Source organism: Psychrobacter sp. KH172YL61 (genome assembly GCF_007182895.1).
Taxonomy (GTDB): Bacteria; Pseudomonadota; Gammaproteobacteria; order Pseudomonadales; family Moraxellaceae; genus Psychrobacter; species Psychrobacter pacificensis.
Genome location: NZ_AP019516.1, coordinates 2,628,648 through 2,646,390 on the forward strand (window position 1 = coordinate 2,628,648; position 17,743 = coordinate 2,646,390).

General features: G+C 44.1%; 14 protein-coding genes and 5 pseudogenes. 7 read left to right on the forward strand and 12 right to left on the reverse strand.

The window, feature by feature from the left end:
- Positions 1-50 precede the first annotated feature (50 nt).
- A pseudogene (gene ahpC / locus PKHYL_RS14075) lies at positions 51-618 on the reverse strand (alkyl hydroperoxide reductase subunit C).
- Between the two features lie 282 nt (positions 619-900).
- Here ahpC and PKHYL_RS14080 point away from each other — a divergent pair.
- Together PKHYL_RS14080 and PKHYL_RS14085 are read left to right on the forward strand one after the other, a co-directional pair.
- Entirely contained in the window at positions 901-1,809 is a 909-nt protein-coding gene (locus PKHYL_RS14080) for a hydrogen peroxide-inducible genes activator (protein ID WP_058025493.1), read from the forward strand.
- Between the two features lie 23 nt (positions 1,810-1,832).
- On the forward strand, positions 1,833-2,504 hold the full coding sequence (locus PKHYL_RS14085) for an HD domain-containing protein (RefSeq protein ID WP_071003003.1): 672 nt from the start codon (positions 1,833-1,835) through the stop codon (positions 2,502-2,504).
- Here PKHYL_RS14085 and PKHYL_RS14090 read toward each other — a convergent pair.
- The 9 genes and pseudogenes from PKHYL_RS14090 to PKHYL_RS14130 form a co-directional block, all read right to left on the reverse strand.
- The gene (locus PKHYL_RS14090; RefSeq protein ID WP_071003002.1) at positions 2,482-3,084 is read right to left on the reverse strand and encodes a methyltransferase domain-containing protein; all 603 of its coding nucleotides are present in this window, start codon (positions 3,082-3,084) and stop codon (positions 2,482-2,484) included. The genes PKHYL_RS14085 and PKHYL_RS14090 overlap by 23 nt on opposite strands.
- Before the next feature lie 194 nt (positions 3,085-3,278).
- Entirely contained in the window at positions 3,279-3,575 is a 297-nt protein-coding gene (locus PKHYL_RS17790) for a M48 metallopeptidase family protein (protein ID WP_269778185.1), read from the reverse strand.
- Positions 3,576-3,604: 29 nt separating this feature from the next.
- Entirely contained in the window at positions 3,605-3,925 is a 321-nt protein-coding gene (locus PKHYL_RS17795) for a DUF45 domain-containing protein (protein ID WP_269778186.1), read from the reverse strand.
- Between the two features lie 49 nt (positions 3,926-3,974).
- Positions 3,975-5,075, reverse strand: coding sequence for a DUF1513 domain-containing protein (locus tag PKHYL_RS14100; protein WP_240365429.1), 1,101 nt, complete (start codon positions 5,073-5,075; stop codon positions 3,975-3,977).
- A 7-nt stretch (positions 5,076-5,082) separates the two neighbouring features.
- Positions 5,083-5,508, reverse strand: coding sequence for a hypothetical protein (locus PKHYL_RS14105; protein ID WP_240365430.1), 426 nt, complete (start codon positions 5,506-5,508; stop codon positions 5,083-5,085).
- 3 nt (positions 5,509-5,511) lie between these two features.
- Positions 5,512-6,662: pseudogene (locus PKHYL_RS14115) on the reverse strand (imelysin family protein).
- Positions 6,663-6,745: 83 nt separating this feature from the next.
- Positions 6,746-8,313 (reverse strand): annotated as a pseudogene (locus PKHYL_RS14120) (di-heme oxidoreductase family protein).
- 310 nt (positions 8,314-8,623) lie between these two features.
- Positions 8,624-10,081, reverse strand: coding sequence for an imelysin family protein (locus PKHYL_RS14125; protein WP_071002998.1), 1,458 nt, complete (start codon positions 10,079-10,081; stop codon positions 8,624-8,626).
- A gap of 426 nt (positions 10,082-10,507) precedes the next feature.
- Positions 10,508-11,164: an OmpA family protein gene (locus PKHYL_RS14130; RefSeq protein WP_071002997.1), complete on the reverse strand. Its 657-nt coding sequence runs from the start codon at positions 11,162-11,164 to the stop codon at positions 10,508-10,510.
- A 449-nt stretch (positions 11,165-11,613) separates the two neighbouring features.
- On the opposite strand from PKHYL_RS14130, the gene PKHYL_RS14135 reads away from it, so the two are divergent.
- The 5 genes and pseudogenes from PKHYL_RS14135 (at position 11,614) to PKHYL_RS14155 (ending at position 16,432) form a co-directional block, all read left to right on the forward strand.
- A complete protein-coding gene (locus PKHYL_RS14135) occupies positions 11,614-12,579 on the forward strand; it encodes an acyltransferase (protein WP_071002996.1) in 966 nt (321 codons plus the stop codon).
- Between the two features lie 341 nt (positions 12,580-12,920).
- Positions 12,921-14,012, forward strand: a complete 1,092-nt coding sequence (locus PKHYL_RS14140; RefSeq protein WP_227517143.1) for a hypothetical protein — start codon at positions 12,921-12,923, stop codon at positions 14,010-14,012.
- Between the two features lie 76 nt (positions 14,013-14,088).
- Positions 14,089-14,915 (forward strand): annotated as a pseudogene (minC, locus tag PKHYL_RS14145) (septum site-determining protein MinC).
- 414 nt (positions 14,916-15,329) lie between these two features.
- Positions 15,330-16,140, forward strand: a pseudogene (gene minD / locus PKHYL_RS14150) (septum site-determining protein MinD).
- A 97-nt stretch (positions 16,141-16,237) separates the two neighbouring features.
- Positions 16,238-16,432, forward strand: coding sequence for a cell division topological specificity factor MinE (locus tag PKHYL_RS14155; RefSeq protein ID WP_240366544.1), 195 nt, complete (start codon positions 16,238-16,240; stop codon positions 16,430-16,432).
- Between the two features lie 144 nt (positions 16,433-16,576).
- On the opposite strand, the gene PKHYL_RS14160 is transcribed toward PKHYL_RS14155, so the two are convergent.
- Entirely contained in the window at positions 16,577-17,098 is a 522-nt protein-coding gene (locus tag PKHYL_RS14160) for a cytochrome b (RefSeq protein ID WP_071002992.1), read from the reverse strand.
- Between the two features lie 141 nt (positions 17,099-17,239).
- Positions 17,240-17,611 (reverse strand): hypothetical protein, encoded by a 372-nt coding sequence (locus PKHYL_RS14165; protein WP_240365433.1) that lies wholly within the window; start codon positions 17,609-17,611, stop codon positions 17,240-17,242.
- Positions 17,612-17,743 lie beyond the last annotated feature (132 nt).

Below are 17,743 nucleotides of genomic sequence, written 5' to 3' on the forward strand. Positions count from 1 at the left end.
CTAAAAGTATAAAAGTCAGCGCTACTTTATCTAAGGGATGAAATAGCTATTTAGATTTTACCGACTAGGTCAAGACTTGGCTTAAGTGTATCGCCGCCTTGCTCCCCAAGCTGCTGGGCAAACTTCGCCATCGTTCTCACGAACGTACTGAGCGGCTTTTACTTTACGTAGCATATCTTTTGCGCTACGGCCGATACCGCCAGCATGAATTTCTGCTACTTGGATCAGACCATCAGGATCTACTAGGAACGTACCACGCTCTGCTAGACCTGCTTCTTCAATCATAACATTGAAGCCGCGAGTGATTTTACCAGTAGGATCCCCGATCATTGGATACTGTACTTTGCCGATCGCTTCTGAAGAATCATGCCATGCTTTGTGCGTGAAATGCGTATCAGTTGATACTGAGTATACTTCAACACCCAAACCTTTTAGCTCGTCGTAGTGAGCGGCCATGTCTTCTAGCTCAGTTGGGCAAACAAAGGTAAAATCAGCTGGGTAAAATAGAAAGATCGCCCAGTTGCCTTTTACGTCTTCTGAGGTGATGGTTTTGAACTCACCGTTTACATAGGCATCGGCTGAAAATTCTGGGATTGCTTGATTGATAATAGACGCCATGATTGGCTCCTCTCTTGTTAAGTAAATTAAAATTATTTATAGGGATTTTTTAACTAGCCCTTTAGCTTTCTGGGCTACCCGACAAACTATACGCGAATTCTACGGTTAATCCAGTTAAAAGTTTTTAATGTGATGTTTTGTTTTATTAAACTTGTTAAACTATGCTTTCTATATCCTATCATTGGTACATCCTATCATTGGTACATAACTGGTAATTTGCTGCCTTATAGAGGCTTACTGACAGGATAAATTACATTAAAAACCCATTAAAAGAGAGGTTTTATGATTACTTTACGACAACTTGAGTTTGCCTTAGCCGTCGCCAAACATCGTCACTTCAAACGTGCTGCCGAAGATTGTAATATTTCGCAGTCTGCCCTGAGCTTGGGTATCGCAGAATTAGAAAAACAGCTAGATACACAGATTTTTGAGCGCAATAACAAGCAAGTACTGATTACGCCTATCGGTCAAGAAATCCTCACAAGGGCACAGCGCGTGTTCTCTGAAGTGAGCGATTTGACCACACGCGCCCATAGCCATCAGACACCGCTGGCGTATCCGATGACCGTTGGTATCATTCCCACGATTGCGCCTTACTTGCTACCAAAGGTTCTACCAGCCCTGCGTGCTCAGTATCCAGAGTTTCGCATGACGATCGTTGAGCAGCAAACCGAGCGGTTGCTTGAGCAAGTGCGCTACGGTCATATCGATACGGCTATCATTGCGCTGCCATATGCTGTAGATGGCCTGCACAGTTTTGAGTTTTGGAGTGAAGACTTCTTTGCCGTCTTCCCAAAAGACGATGTACATGCCAAGCTTGATACCATCAGCGCTGACGAGCTAGCTACTGCCAATCTTATGCTCCTTGGTGAAGGCCACTGCCTAACCGATCAGACGCTATCTGTCTGTCATTTTGACCGTGCACAGATGAAATCAAGCTTCTCGGATGCCAGTCTAAACACGCTGATTCAAATGGCGCTTGCCAACATGGGCACGACCCTAGTGCCTGAAATGGCACTCGATCAGTTGCACTTGCAAAATCAAAATGCTGTCGCTGTACCTCTAGCTGAAGAAGGACCACACCGCCATATTGCTTTTGTCACCCGCTTAAATTATGCCCGTGTCGATGATATCAGCTTGCTCGGAGAAGTATTTAATAAGGCATTTAAAGATGCGGCTAATACAAAATAAATGGCAAGTGACAAAGGTTAATTATGAATGAATTGCCACCTATAAATATGGAGCTGGGCAATCATTTTTACTTATGCTTGTCTGCTCTCAATAGTGATGTGACACCAGACGACGCACAAACCCTCTGGCAAGATATCTCTGTGCGCTACGGTGAACCACAACGAGCTTATCATACCCTGAGTCATATTGAGCAGTTATTGGTACAGTTTGAAAGCATTAAACACCATCTAACTGCTCCGTATATCGTGGTGTTGGCACTGTATTATCATGATGTGATATACGACCCAACACGCGTAGATAATGAGCAAAAAAGCGCTGAATATGCCGTAGGCGCGTTGAGTTCTTATCTACGCCCAGAGCAGTGCCAAGACATCTACGCATTCATCATGATGACGGCCAATCATCAGGTAGATGAGTCGATAGATAGTGTTAAATACAGTGATGCGGCATATCTGCTAGATATGGATTTGAGTATTTTGGGTGCGCCTTGGCCTACCTATCAGCAGTATGCACAAGCGATACGTCAAGAATATGCACACGTCGCAGATGACAACTACCGTGATGGGCGCACTGCGGTATTACAAGGATTACTAGCGCATCCCAAACTCTATTTGACTGATTATTACTATAGCCAATTAGAAGCGCAAGCTCGGGACAATATCAAGCGCGAGCTTATTTCGCTCGCAGCTTTATAAATAACTCACTACTTTGCCGTGCTGGATGTGAATTATAGCTAGGTTCCATAATATCAAGATCAAAATGGCTTTGAAAACGCTGCTGGTACTCTTCTTTAGTGCCACCAAATGGTGGTTCCTCTCGTCCAAAGTCAGTATCAAATAACAAACCAACCAGTTTGCCTTGTGGTTTTAGTAACCTTGCCATCTGCTGCACATACTCATCACGGCGCACTGGATTAATCGCACAAAAAAACGTCTGCTCAAGTATCCAATCAAATTGGTACTGCTCAGCTGATAAGTTAAAAAAGTCCGCACAAATTAACTGCTCAGATGGGAAGTCGGGATAACGCGCCGCAAAGGCTTCAATCGGGACTGGCGCAAAATCGACCAACGTGACATTGGTAAATCCTTGCTCATATAGATAGCCTACCTCGTAAGCATTACCAGCACCTGGTACGAGTATTGCCTCATCCTTAGCATTTTCAGGCAGCTGGTCAATATAAGCTTTGAGCGGTGGTGATACTTGTCCCATATCCCAGCCAGTACTTTTTTTCTCATAGCGCTGCTGCCAAAACTCAGCTTGATTGACGTTTTCCATCTGACATCCTTGTATATAAAATTGGATTTAAACGACACGATTTGTATCGTTATTTCTTATCATATCAGTCTTATCAACATGTGTCGCCGTTTTAAATAGGGATGAAAAAGGGGAGACAAATTACTCTCACACAGTGAAATTCATTTAGATGGGAAAGTCGCTCAAAGAATTAATGGACTCAATGTATGGATCTCTCAATCCAACTGCCCTGTCTTGCCTGCCAGTATATTATGCCATTGCCGATAATCTGGCATCGCACTCGCCACCGTTTGCCAAAATGCAAGGCTATGATTGGCATGATGCAAATGGCACAGTTCATGGACGATGACGTATTCGGTGCATTCGATAGGATAGGCAGGAAGATAAACGGACAACCAAATTCGCTTTGCGCGCGTGTTGCAGCTGCCCCAGCGTGTGTGCATTTTTTTTACTCGTATCTCATCGGCGTGAACACCAACAATTGGCTGCCATTTCTCAAATAGCGACGGCATGACATCGGAGAGCTGCTGGCGATAGTATGCTATTTTTCATCATGGCTTAACATAAAGGTCTGCTCAGTGCCCCATAGATAGACAGGGTTCTTAGAAGTTGTAAGACCTGATGGCGCGCTTTTTTTACGCTGGTGTTGCTTTAGCACTTGTAGATGGTGGTTAATCGCCCAAGACACTCGCCGCGCCACCGCGTCAGCAGCTTTTGAATTACTAATATGCAGTGGTACAGAAACCATCAAGACATGCGGCTTTAAACGAAAATTGATGTTTTTGACACGCTTTTTGCTGATATGTAGCTCAATATCTGCCTGTGCGAGCTGCTGTCTAATAGTATCTAAACGGATTTCCAAGCTAATGTTTTATCTCCTCAATGGCCGTAACTGTGCCAATGGCTACGTATTATAACGCTTGCAAATGGTTATCAAAGGACATTCTATGCAATTGGCTGTCTGTACTAATATGCTTATCATCTTTACCATTCAATTTTGAATCTGGCAAAACACTTACTCTTAACGCTGTCAATTGCCCTTGCCCATCACTGATGATAAATCCTGACGGTTTAATATCATCTACGTTATTGGTGATTGCACTATTACTGGATAGGACGGATGCCCCTGCACAATCAGGCAAGCTCACATCATCAATCAACTCTCGAGTATGTAAGTCATAAATTGCCGCACAGCCACTAATCGGAGTGGTCACACAAAGCAAATTACGGTCACTATCAACGGCGACGCTCGCAATATATTGATGAAAGCGTTGCCATTGATTGTTTGGCATAGTCAGTGGCGCAAAGCTAACATCACCGCGCTGGTGAGTCAGTACTAACGGTACATTGATATGCTTTTCGCCTTGGAACTGGATACCGATCATGACAGTGCCATCATTGTGCATCGCTAAATGACGTATGCTCATCTGATTATGCTCGGGCGTCACTTGCTCAAGCAATGCCCCGTCATGACGATTCAGGTAGACCAGCGATGGTCGCATAGTGTCTAAATTTAGCTCTTCACGTGAGGCCTGCTCAGTCTTAATGCCACCGTTTGCAATGACTAGTGTTTCGCTATCAGGATGCATAATCAGTTCATGCGGGCCGATGCCATAAGAGTTAAATTCTGCTACTTTTTTATAAGCGTTGTTAGCATCATAAACACCGATTTTACCTGCCAGACTGACTGTGTCATTCTCAGTTACGTAAAGCAATTTTCCATCTAAGCTATAACAAGCATGGCCGTAGAAATGACGATGTAAATCCGCTTTGATCGCATGTTGTACTTGTCCATTTGAGGTATCAAGCACCCAGAATTTTTCACTTGGACGCCGACCCATGACGACGACGTCGCGCCTTTGGTCGACATTGCTATCCTGAACTTGAGATTCAGATACATTTGTAGGCTGAACAACGATGTCATGGACACGCTCAGGCATGGTCGTCTGCCAAACGATTTGTCTATCGGCATCAATACCTACCACGCCAAAGTCATGCTCATTTTGATTCAATGACGCGTTATTTTTTTGGCATAGAGGCAACGCCGCTGACCCAGCGAACAGGCCGTGCGAGCATGGTCGTCGTATGCACAGCAGTAAGATCAAGCACGTTACTCTCATCATCTATCGCTTGATGATAAGCCTGCTGCCATGTCACCGCTGCTTGCTGACAAGCATAGCGAAAGCTTTTAAGGTTTGGCGTTGACCCAACGCCCGACTGTAATGCTTGTAACTGCGCTCGCATACCCGCCACATAATCTTGTAAACTGGCATCAGGATGCTGCTGCTTACGATAATGATGGTGAATACCGACCAGAGCCGCGGTGCCGACTGCCGTGAGCATTGACGTCGTCAAAAGCTCACGGCTTATTGAACTGGCTTTTGGCTCATCTGATCTGTCATGACGCTCATCTTCTGACATCGTATTGCCTTTAGTAATAAACATCCCTTAATCGCCATCGGTGCTATTAAAGCCTACGCGGATACCGAGTGTTGGAATCAGCTCGCGTTTAATCAAGCGAGTGACGGTAGTGAGATGGTCATATAACGCTTGTTGATCGTCTTTGTCTGCGGCTGATAAATCTTCTGGCATTTGTGCCAATAAAGTGGTCGTTTCAGCCAATGCCGTCGATAGATTATTAGCGACTGTGCTCTCATCATTGCTATTAAGTATCGCCGTCAATACGGGATCTGTCATGGCTTTATTGATGGCATCTAGTTTTGCATTGATAATAGCGCGGCTTTGACCAGCCGTAGCCGCTGGCAAATGACCTTTGCTTTACCCGTCAGACCGAGCGGCTGGTCAATAGCATTAGACTTCATGGTCTCAACTAATGACAATAGCGAGTTAAACCATTGGTTCAAGCCTTGATCGCTCTCAGCAGACTTGTCTATCGCCAATAACTCAGTCGCGTTTTGCTGCCAGTTTTTCTCGATGTCTTTTAGACGCGTGCTCAAAGCACCACTGGCGCTAATGACGTAGGCGCATTGACCAGCATTTAAGCTCTCATTGGCAAACAAGGCTTCTTCTAGTCCTGGTACACCTTGTACGATAGCGCTTTCGCCCGCGAACTGCTCTGGCGTGAGTGTTGGATTGGCAGCAATCAAATCAGACACACCGCTATGTACCAAGCCGCGCTCATCAGGATAATAGTTGATGTACAGATTGCTCATGCTGGCAGTCGCAGGACCGAAATTAATCATCTCAGCACTCGACCACGCTTGTGCCAATACTAACCACTGCGCGCGTAATGCCTGTAGCTCAGCGCCGCTGACGGGTGCTTGCTGACAATGTCTCTGCGCCAATTCATTTAATAGATCACTTTGCTTTGCGGCATTAGCATACGCAGGAAGGACAATGTCCTCTGCCACATGCGTCAAATACGTTTTTTGAGTCTCAGGGCTGATATCTACCGCAACGATCTGCTCAGTGCTTTCCTTGCTGCTTTCTGCTGAGCTGTCAGTAGCTGTATTGTCTTTTGCAACTTCTTGACTATCCACTTCTGCAGATTTGTTGTCGTCGGCAGGTTTAACACAGCTAATCAGCAGACCGGCACTCAATGCAGATAGCGCCATCGCCAAAGCGTGATTTATTTTCATAGATTTCTCGGTAATGTTATAGGTAATAATTTATAGCGTTTTTGTGCTGATTTTATAATAGTGACTGTATTACAGTGACCTTATTATAGCGACTTTAAGAACGCATTTAGCTCGGCGCGACCTTGCTTGTCTAATTTCAATACTTGTTGCTGTTGCTTTTCGGCTTCTCCGCCGTGCCAAAGAACCGCTTCCATCAGCGTACGAGCGCGTCCATCATGCAAAAACGTCGCTTGTGGATCAACCGTTTGCGCAAGTCCCACGCCCCAAAGTGCGGGCGTGCGCCATTCATAAGAATTGGCTAAAAACTCAACTTGAGCGTCTTTGGATGGTAGCTTACCCGCGATAGTACGATCAGCAAGGTCATCTCCCATGTCATGTAGCAATAAATCGGTGTAAGGATAAATCACTTGTCTATGCTGCTCAAGATGATCGTCGTCAGTTTTTGGCAGCTGATATCTTGGTGTATGGCAGCTTTGACAGCCCATGTCATAAAAACGCTTTTTACCCGCCAGCACAAGCTTATCATCCGCATTACGGCGGTGCGGCACTGCCAAATTACGGGTATAAAACTCCACAAACTTGGCAACATCGTCGTTCACTTCAACGGGCGGTTTGCCATTGCCTTGCTCATCAACACCTGTTGTCGCATTTAAGCAGACGGTCTGGGTCGGCATGCAGGACTCATGAGGACGAATATTTGATGTCAAACCCATGTCTTCGTTAAAAGCACTTTGATTTTGGGTAATCAGTTTGGTTTGACCGGCTTTCCAGCCAAAACGTCCAAGCGCACGTTTGCCAGTCTGTGGATCCATCACCCAATTGAACTTACCACTGATGTCGCTATTACCCTTATGGCTTGCTTGTTTTTTAATATCATCCTCAGGTATTTGCTCTAGCAGCCCAAGCCCAATCATAGGCAGTGCCACTCGTGGTGATACCATCATCGCCTCATCAAAAGCGCCATAACCGGGGTTGGTCAGATTAAAGGTTGGCGCACGTAGCGTCTCAATATGCCCATCAGCGAAAGTGACTGGCTTATCTGTCCACTGTACTGCAATTCTGGCCTCAGCAGGGACACCTTGGATACCCCGATCTTGCAATTGTCCACCATACATAGGGTGAACGACCTTTTCAATCAGCGAGTCCTGTAACTGCTGACGCTGCTCATCCGTCGTTGCTGGCATAGAGAGACGAAGCAATAAACTGTCCGCATCATCATCGGCAGTCATGGGCGCATGACCACGGCCGTCTTTGATATGGCAAGATTGACAAGCCGCCACATTGAATAGCGCACCAAGCCCATCTCGACTGTCGGTACTGGCAGGAGCGACGACCCAAGGCTGCTTAAAGAATGCATTACCGATAAAAAACGAACCCTTACACGCGACGCTGTCAGGTTCGATGAAGGCTTAGAGTAGCTTTCAGCACTGGTAATACTGATACCAGAGTCCCCACCCTGCTTGATCTCTTGCGGATCAAAACTGACCAGTTGCTGCATCGGCACGCCAGCCAGTGCTTCGATGTTATCCACACGCTCAGAGGTGAGCGGATGCTCGTCTTCACTGGCATTTGCGGCATGCTCACTATTTGAGGCGTCGTTAGACACGCTATCGGCTGGCTGACAAGCGCTTAGCGCCGCTGCACCCATCATAAGCAGTGCAAGCTTGGATGGCAAATTTTGTATTATGGCAGAAGGAAGAAGAAAAACAGAATACTTTGGATAGATGGCTTTCATAAACATCAAGCGCCTTAGTTTTGAGAGTAGAATCATCAAGTCGATATCGATCACGTTGTCATTGGTATCGATAGTCTGGTTCAGAATATAGCCTTATTGGCCTATTTTGAAACGGATAAATAGACGTTGCCAACCATCGTTGATAACGTCTATTTACCCAACTGATCATTTTATCAAGGTACGTCTTATACAGATAATAAGCACCTTTTAGCTACTTGGTGTCTACTTAAAACTGCGACCCTGCATCTGCATCAAGATTATCAATACCAACGGCTTTTGCGGCATTTTCGATACCAGCGGTCAGCTCTTGCAAGCTATTAATACCCGCTTCTACCCAGCCGCGACGGATATTCTGCTCTTCAGCAGAAACGCCTTCTTGACTTGCTTGACCAACCGTTGCAATCATTTGGTCAATTTTGATGCCTTCTTTCTCGCCCTTTTCAACCATGACGTTGAATGCACCTTCGACTTTACTAAAGTCAGCGGCCAGTTTATCAGCTTCCTCTACATGACTGCTGTCAACGAGATAGTCTTTAACACCATAGCCACCGACTGTTTTACCAGCGACTGTCTGGTAGCTACCATTAAAGACATTTTGGATACCGCGGGCATTATTGGCATAGCTCAGATGCGTCAAGTCACTAAAGCACTCATGCTCATCTTCGGTAGACCCTGTGACAAAAGCGACCTGCATACGCTCAGAAGCCAACTCACCCAGTGCTAAACTACCCATTTGGTACATAATCTGACGCAGGCCATTGTCGTATTTACGCGCCATCAAATCACTGCGTAAGGTATTTTCGGTATCAGGCTGCCACTGAGCTTCCATCGCCGTCAAATCATCCACCAGTAGTTGAGTAGCGGCTTTTAAAAACTCACCGCGACGCTCACAAATACTGGCATCTTCATTGACCGTATCACCGCTGGTACATTGTCCAGCTTCCGTCACATAATCAGTGACCGGGCGATTACCCGCGCCCTCTTTTACGCCATTGGTATCTTGACCCCATAACATAAACTCAATCGCATGATAGCCCGTTGTGACATTAGCCTCACTACCGCCAATCTCGTTCATGTCGGCAAGCAGCTCAGGTGTAATTGTACTGGTATCTTGCTTGGTACTACCGACCGTAATGCTATCGCTATTGATGATATTTTCTTGACTGTTATATTCGCCTTCATAGTCATCACTGACATAATCGATCAGCGCTTCATCTAGCGGCCAAGCGTTGATTTGACCTTCCCAGCTATCAATGCTATTGATCGCGCGCTTATCATTTGCCGTCACAAATCCTTCATCAAAACGGAAAATTTCCGTCTGCGAATACGGCTGACGAGCCGCTTTATAGGCAGCTTTGGCAGCATCAAGGTTGGCTTGTGTCGGTGTTGCCACAAACGTATTTACCGCTGTCTGGAGTTTTTTGGCTGTCTCTAGTGAATCCTTGTAGGCTGCATGGGCCATATTTGCGTAACTGATGACTAACCTATCAATATGTGCTTTTTCGGCAGCTGATATCTCTGTGTTATCGCCTGTTTCTGTGCTTACAACCTCTGTCTGCGTCTCAGTAGCAGCAGTGTCTTCTTCGGTTTTTTTGGTACAGCCCGATACCATTAACAATCCTGCAAGTGCAACAGCTAAAGTAGTTGGTAAAATCTTACGGCGTGTTTCTGTGGTAATCGTCATACAAATCCTCAAAGAGATAGCAAAATTCGTTTTGGTTAAATGGCTTCCATCATATCGATTATCAAATCACGCCTTAATCAGCTGATTTGATCTCGTATATTTATGCTTATCGCATATTATCAAGCTTGTAACTATTCAGTAATAAAACACTAATAAATTATAGTGTTATTGATAATCATTATCAATACTTAATTCTATATTAATAATCATTAATCTTTATGATCCTTTTATAAAATGTTATCAAATACTAAACGAGCACTATTCTATTTTGGACAGCAGATATTATACCTTCGCTATCCCTAACTATCGAGTTTGTTCAATCAAAATTTAGCGCATAAAAAAGAGCCAACATATCGCTGACTCTTTTTGCTAGATAAGTGCGTGAAAATCATTTGCACCTATCAAATAGCTATATAGAACTGTCGATTAGTTGACGCTTTGTGGTGCATTAACCGTTAGCTCAACACGGCGGTTTTGCTGACGACCAGATTCAGTGTTGTTGGTAGCAATTGGACGTGACTCGCCATAAGCAACTACATTGATACGGTTAGAAGCAACACCGCGAGCAGTTAGGTAGTTGGCAACTGAGTAAGCACGGTCGCGTGACAGACCCATGTTGTAAGATGCTGAACCTTGGCTATCAGTGTGACCAGCAATCGTGATGGTGTTCTGGTTATACTGGTTCATGGTTGAAGCAAGCTTGTCTAGCGTTGGCTTGAATGATGAGTTAAGTGTTGCACTATCAAACGAGAAAGTGATGCTACCTGGCATAACAAGATCAATGTTACCGGTGGTTGGGTCTTGGTTAACAGTCACGCCTGTACCAGCCATTTGCTGCTCAAGCTGACGAGCCTGACGCTCCATGTAATAACCAACGCCAGCACCCAATGCAGCACCGATAGCAGCATCACGACCAGTCTTGTCGCCGCCTGTTGCTTTTGAGATAGTTGCGCCACCTGCTGCACCAACTAGGCCGCCCAATGCAGCTTTATTCAAACGTTGCTGCCCAGTGTTTGGATCAGTCGTACAACCGCTAAGTGCTAGACCTGATGCTACTGCTGCAATTAATAATGTATTACGCATGATATTTCCTCTATAAGTTTAAAGTATTATAAATCGTGCTTTATCAAGATTGTCCGTTAATCTTATTAAGTACTTATTTACTTTAATCATTATTATGGCAATTACAATCTAACACTGTGTAATATTTTGTCACACCTATGTATGAGAAGTGCAGATTAACTTTACGGTATTTCTTAGCATCTAAACTATCCAATACCTGTTCCTTGTTATCACTAGTCACGTTTACACTCGTACACTGCGAAACGTTTCTGCTAAAATTATGTGGCCAAATTTCTCATCGTCAAATGACCGCTGTATCAGGAATTAATCAGCAACGCTTCTATGATTAGCGCTTAGTCCACTGGATTATTGGTCATCAATCATATGAGCAGTTTTGGCAATATTTAAAACATCGACTTGTGAAATATATGGTGTACTTATTAATTAAACTGAACCAAGAGGGATTAAGCATGCGACTGACATCTACCATTCGAAAACTGCACAAACGCACGCCCAAACTGGGTAAGGCGGTTTCATTAGCGACAGCAGCAAGCGTTATCACTGCCAATAGCTTTGGTGGTAGTATTCCTTTGTGGTTGATGGGTGTCGGCAAAGTCATCACCGGTGCACCTATTGCAGATAAAGCGGTCATCAAAATCGCGACTTACTGGATCAGCAGCAACAGTGCACTAATCGATGATATGCTGCCTCGCAAAGATTGGCGTATCAGCCTACCAGATGATATTCGCATCGATGGTAAATACCTTCTGGTCAGCAACCACCAATCTTGGGTCGATACCAGCATCGTGCAATACATTGGCGAAAAGCGCCTGCCATTGACGCGTTTCTTTACTAAATTTGAGCTGATCTATATTCCCATCGTTGGGCAAGCTTTTTACTTTTTAGATTTCCCCATGATGCGCAGACACTCTAAAGAAGCCATCGCCAAAAACCCTGCACTCAAAGGTAAAGATATCGAAGAGGCCAAGCGTGCCTGTGCCCTTTTAAAAGACAAGCCGTTCACCTTGCTAAACTATCTAGAAGGTACGCGCTTTACCAAGGCCAAACATACCAAACAGCAGTCTCCTTATACGCACTTGCTAAAACCACGAGCAGGCGGCTTATCCCTTGCGATTAACGCCCTAGGCGAGGATATCGATGGCATACTGGATATGACCATCGTCTATCCTGATGGCGTACCAAGCTATAGCGATCTGTGGAAAGGCAATATCAAACGTTTGGGCGTGGATCTAAGATATATCGATATACCAGATGCGCTGTTTGAAGGTATTAAGCAAGGCGGCTATGAAAATGATGAAGAAATAAAGGCGCAGATGTTTGATTGGGTTGAACACATCTGGCGTCAAAAAGATCAGCGCATCACCGACATGCTGGCCGATTTTGAGACAGCCCCTAAAACTCAAGCGGCTCAATAAATGACTCACTTACGCCGTAAGTCATCACATAACTTTTAAAAGACGCAGCACTCATAGTCCGATAACGGACAAAATCTAGTCATACTGCCATAAGCGCTTGAGTAATCAATAACGCAGAGGTTAATGATGATACGTGAGCACTGTACTGATGATAGTCGCGTTGCAAATGATCATTATTACTTTATAAGTAGCTATGCATGATTTTTAATCATAGATGGGTTGTTTTTTGGCCTTATTCATTGATAATGTGATTAATCATGTACGCATCGATTTTTGATGGTTATTTTTAATAGCCGTCAAAAATTTACTCATTTCTTTGTGCCATTTATCATTTATAAGGTATGACTGTGCCCGCCTCTCCTACTACCAGCCCGCCTATTGCAACTGCACCGGTGTCGCCTCATCTTGCAAATAGTGAGCCACCAAGGCCAAACCGTCCAAAACCCAGTCGTTTAAAGCTCACTTATGATATCGTGATGCTTATCGCTATCAGTATTGATCTTCTGCTGATCAGTCTGGATGCTGTATTGATGAGCGACTTTAGTGTCAATGCTGCACAATGGCTGTCAGTCAGCGAAGGACTAAGTTGGTATCAGGCGACGTTGCATAAGCCGTTGCGTACCGCTGGTGGGTTTTTTACCATATTTTTGGTTGCTGAATTATTATTACGCTGGGCAATCGCAATCAAAGAAAAAGTCTATTATCGCTGGTTTTTCTTCCCTTTTGTCCACTGGTACGAAGTCTTAGGCTGTTTTCCGCAGCTACGTTTGTTACGGTTATTTAGAGCCGTTGTTATCGGACGCCGATTGTACCAGCTTGGCTACCAAGTACTCCCGCAGCCATGGATCAATCGTATTAAGTTCTATATTGACCTATTATTAGAAGAGCTCTCTGATCGTGTCATCCTGACGACCATCCAAAATTTTAGGCAGGAATTGACCAACCCTGAAACGCACAAATCTTTTATCGAGTCAGCCATCACGCGCAACCGTGCTGAGATTGAAGCGGCTGTATTATCTATTCTGCGCTCAGAGCTTGCACCAAAACTACAGGAGCTGACTGCCTCATCAGGTGGTGGCAGTCTATTAGCCAGCGAAATGGGCAACGCTATTGAAGAAGGTCTAGCCAATACTCCTGAGCTGCGACGCTATTTGCGCATGATTCCTATCGCGGGTAGCCTGATCGAATCACAACTGCAGCATGTCGGACACAACATCGGTGAAAACGTTGTTTATGCCTTAAATAAGCGCCTGCTTGATCCAGCGCGGCTTGACGCATTGATGGTGGCGATTGCCAGTGGTATTGCGCAAATAGACACCGATAATAGTGCACTTGATACTCTGATTTCGAGTATCATTGATGACAGTTTGACTGCATTTGAAGCACAAGTAAAAGTACAACAATGGAAACACCAAGACATGCTCAATCTATAGTATGCCTACTAACATGACACGATAATAAAAATGACACCGTGAATACAGCGACAGAATTATTTTTAAGGGTTTATATATGACAGTTTCAGACAATAATAATCAGACTGCAAGCGCAGCACCAGCCTTAGCCCTATATGGCAAGATGCTGACCTTTTCGCGTTTACAGTTTAGTACCAGCGATCTGGGCGCTATTGAAGCCCAGCTTACTGAGACACTGAGCAATAAATCAAGTTAACATTCTATCTTGCTCGATAGCGACGTCGAGCAAGATTTATCTGCCTTAGTAGAGCTATTATGGTCATGGGGACTACAGCCGATCGGTGTGGTGACAGGCCTACTTGATGATCAAGCGCGTGAGCAGCGCTTGGCCATCTTCCTGCAGATGGTAAACGCATTGAACGTATCGTACCTAGCAAAACAGCCCCTACACCGTCCAATAAACCTAAAGAAGATAATCGCACAGAATCAGTCAACGCTACTAGCACCGAGAGTGCGGCAAATATATCTGCCACTGAAACCACCATCTCCAGTCTTCCAGATGAGACATTGTTAAGTGCTCAGCATATTACCAGCCTCATCTACGACCAGATGCTACGCTCAGGCCAAAGCTTAAACCATGTCGGCGGCGATTTGATTTTTGACAAACAGTGTGAATAGCGGTGCTGAAGCCATCACTGACAACAGCTTACATGTCTATGGACGTGCGCAAGGTCGCTTGGTGGCAGGCGCAACGGGTGACAAAGATGCCCGCATTTTTGCCAAGTCTTTAACCCCTCCCTCGTGTCTGTAGCTGGAACTTACTGTTTACGGGACAACCTACCTGAGCACGTGATAGACAAACCTGTGCAAGTAAAGTTTGTGGAAGGTGAAGGCCTAGTATTTATCGTAATGGATGAAGCTTAATTATTGCTCAGTTAAAAATAATAAACGGTTAGGTGATTGTCTAGTAAAGTAAACTGGGTAAGGTAAGCTGTAATTATATAAGCTGCTGTGTCAGATAAATAAAACAAGATATATTAAATTAATCGTTACAATTGGGCTATTATTAAGTGTTGGTTCTAACGTTATTTGCCGTATATTTAAATAGCTATCAAACGGCTAAAAATTATCGCCATTAACTGTAAAATTTATAAGCAAAAGCCCTTTATAGCTCATATCTCAGTTGTTTTTCTGCTTTAATATAGACTTGCTATAAATCCTTGTATATTTATGCTAGGCTATCTTCGCAGATAGTACATATATAGTTAGTAGATAAATACCATGCAATTGTGCTATTTATATAAAAGATATCCCATTGATTCATAGGAGTGTGCCATTGTGGCGAAGATAGTTGTAATCACTTCAGGTAAAGGCGGTGTAGGCAAAACCACGACTAGCGCCTCTTTGCCGCTGGTTTAGCATTGCGTGGCTATAAAACGGTTGTAATTGATTTTGATGTAGGTCTACGTAATCTAGACTTGATCATGGGTTGTGAAAACCGAATTGTTTATGATTTCGTTGATGTCATTACCGGTAGCGCACGCTTGTCGCAAGCACTTGTCAAAGACAAACAGCTTGAAAACCTGTATATCCTTCCTGCTAGTCAGACGCGTGACAAAGACGCATTGACGGACGAAGGTGTCGCAGAGGTCATGAATGAGCTGTCTAAACAGTTTGACTATATCATCTGTGACTCACCTGCTGGTATCGAGCGCGGTGCACAGTTGGCCATGTATCACGCTGACGAAGCCATCATTGTTACCAACCCTGAGATCTCTTCAGTACGTGACTCGGATCGCATCATCGGTATTTTGCAAAGTCAAACGAAAAGGTTGAAGAAAACCTAGGCTCTGTACGTGAGCACTTGGTTATCACTCGTTACAATGCAGAACGTGCTGCTGCGAACGAGATGATGGACATCGACACTATCTCAAATGACATCTTAAAAGTACCATTGCTCGGCGTTGTGCCTGAGAGCCATTCTGTGCTCGAAGCATCGAACCACGGTGAGCCTGTTATTCATTATACCGACTCTGTTGCTGGTCAATGTTATGATGATATCGTCGCCCGTTTCTTAGGCGAAGAGCGTCCACTACGTCATATTGATGTGAAGAAAAAGAGTTTACTACAGCGCTGGTTTGGGGGTTAATGATGACTAAGAAAAAGGATTTTGGAGTAGCCTATTCGGTACTGACGATGGCAGTAGTGCAGGCAGTGCCAATCTAGCTACCGAACGCCTCAAGGTTATCGTTGCTAGCGAAAATCGTCTAAATAACCGCCTAACGGTTGATCGTATCGAAAAAATGAAACGTGAAATCTTAGAAGTGGTCAACAAATATGTGAATGGCGTGCAGATTGATGATGTCAATATCAATCATCGCTCAGAAGACAGCTTAGATGTGTTAGAGATGAACATTAATTTACCGGAACACAAAAAATAAATTTGTAACCAGACCTTTAGACCGTAAGCACTTTCATTTATCACTTAAAAAGCCTTAAGTAATGCACTTAGGGCTTTTTTTGCATCTTTAAGTTTATTGGTACGGCATGCTGTATACAGCATTCGAGCATTGATCAATAGCAGATCATTTCATACGTGATATTAAATTGTCTTTTTTAATAAACTGATGATACAAGGCAGCACCAATATGCAGCGCTGTAAAACCGATGATCATTGGCCAAATAATATCGGTATGTAAATCATTATAAAAGCGGGCCAAACTCCTATCAGGAGTCACAAACACGGGTATTTGGAATAAACCAAAGATATCGACAGGACGACCACCATATACAGTCATCAATAAACCAGCAAGCGGCATAGCGATCAGAATGGCATAGAGCGCAAAATGCGATAGCTTAGAGACCATCGATTGCCATTTTGGCATTGGTATAGACGGTGGCGCTTTGGTAAAGATGCGGTTGATAACTCGCGCAATCATCCAAAACAACAAGCTTATCCCAAACGCTTTGTGAAATCCGATATATAGATTGCTATCGAGATTTTCATGCAGCAGTATCATCACCCATGTGATCAATAATAAAACTGCGCTGATCCAATGAAATATACGACTGCTGAGCGACCATTTTGATACGTTAGAATTATTCATGAGCGGCTCTATAGTTTTTATTAAACGTTATTTATAATTGATATTATATATAGGGCAGCAACTCATTCAATAACAAAAAGTAATCAGCATTGCTCGGGTACTACCTATGAGGTGAAGCATAACTGAAACTTAGACGAGAATCTAGTCATCTAAATTCACCAAATGATGCGCAATTTTGTCCAAGTCTGGTACCAAATAAACATTATCGTCAATCATAACGGTTTGATACAGATAAGAGAGCACAACGTTTTCGTCAGACTGCCCTTCTATTTTATCAACGCTAGTATCCGCAAACTGCTCGGGAAGCTCTGTATCTTTGACGTCAGAAATACGGGCTTGTAATTGGCGCAACTCACCTGCCGTTTGCAAAGCAAATCGATGCTCGGTGGTATTACCCTCTAGTATGATGACTTTCTCTGGTGTTCTATCTTGCGGTAACAAGTGAAAGACAGCAAGATTTTGCTCTTGCCACTGATACTTGGATATACGCTCTTGATAATCGTCGACGCTCAAAAATCAAACTGCTCGGAATAATCCAATCGGGTTGGTTAGATGCTGGCACGATAGTCACATCGAGCATACCATTGTTCGTGGTCAGTAAACTTACCGCTTCAAATGAGTGTTTCAAAATTTGTTTCATACGTC

Coding starts and splice junctions, on each gene's coding strand:
- PKHYL_RS14080 (WP_058025493.1), top strand. CDS start 901: ATGATTACTTTACGACAACTTGAGTTTGCCTTAGCCGTCGCCAAACAT.
- PKHYL_RS14085 (WP_071003003.1), top strand. CDS start 1,833: ATGAATGAATTGCCACCTATAAATATGGAGCTGGGCAATCATTTTTAC.
- PKHYL_RS14090 (WP_071003002.1), bottom strand. CDS start 3,084: ATGGAAAACGTCAATCAAGCTGAGTTTTGGCAGCAGCGCTATGAGAAA.
- PKHYL_RS17790 (WP_269778185.1), bottom strand. CDS start 3,575: ATGCCGTCGCTATTTGAGAAATGGCAGCCAATTGTTGGTGTTCACGCC.
- PKHYL_RS14105 (WP_240365430.1), bottom strand. CDS start 5,508: ATGTTTATTACTAAAGGCAATACGATGTCAGAAGATGAGCGTCATGAC.
- PKHYL_RS14125 (WP_071002998.1), bottom strand. CDS start 10,081: ATGACGATTACCACAGAAACACGCCGTAAGATTTTACCAACTACTTTA.
- PKHYL_RS14130 (WP_071002997.1), bottom strand. CDS start 11,164: ATGCGTAATACATTATTAATTGCAGCAGTAGCATCAGGTCTAGCACTT.
- PKHYL_RS14135 (WP_071002996.1), top strand. CDS start 11,614: ATGCGACTGACATCTACCATTCGAAAACTGCACAAACGCACGCCCAAA.
- PKHYL_RS14140 (WP_227517143.1), top strand. CDS start 12,921: ATGACTGTGCCCGCCTCTCCTACTACCAGCCCGCCTATTGCAACTGCA.
- PKHYL_RS14160 (WP_071002992.1), bottom strand. CDS start 17,098: ATGAATAATTCTAACGTATCAAAATGGTCGCTCAGCAGTCGTATATTT.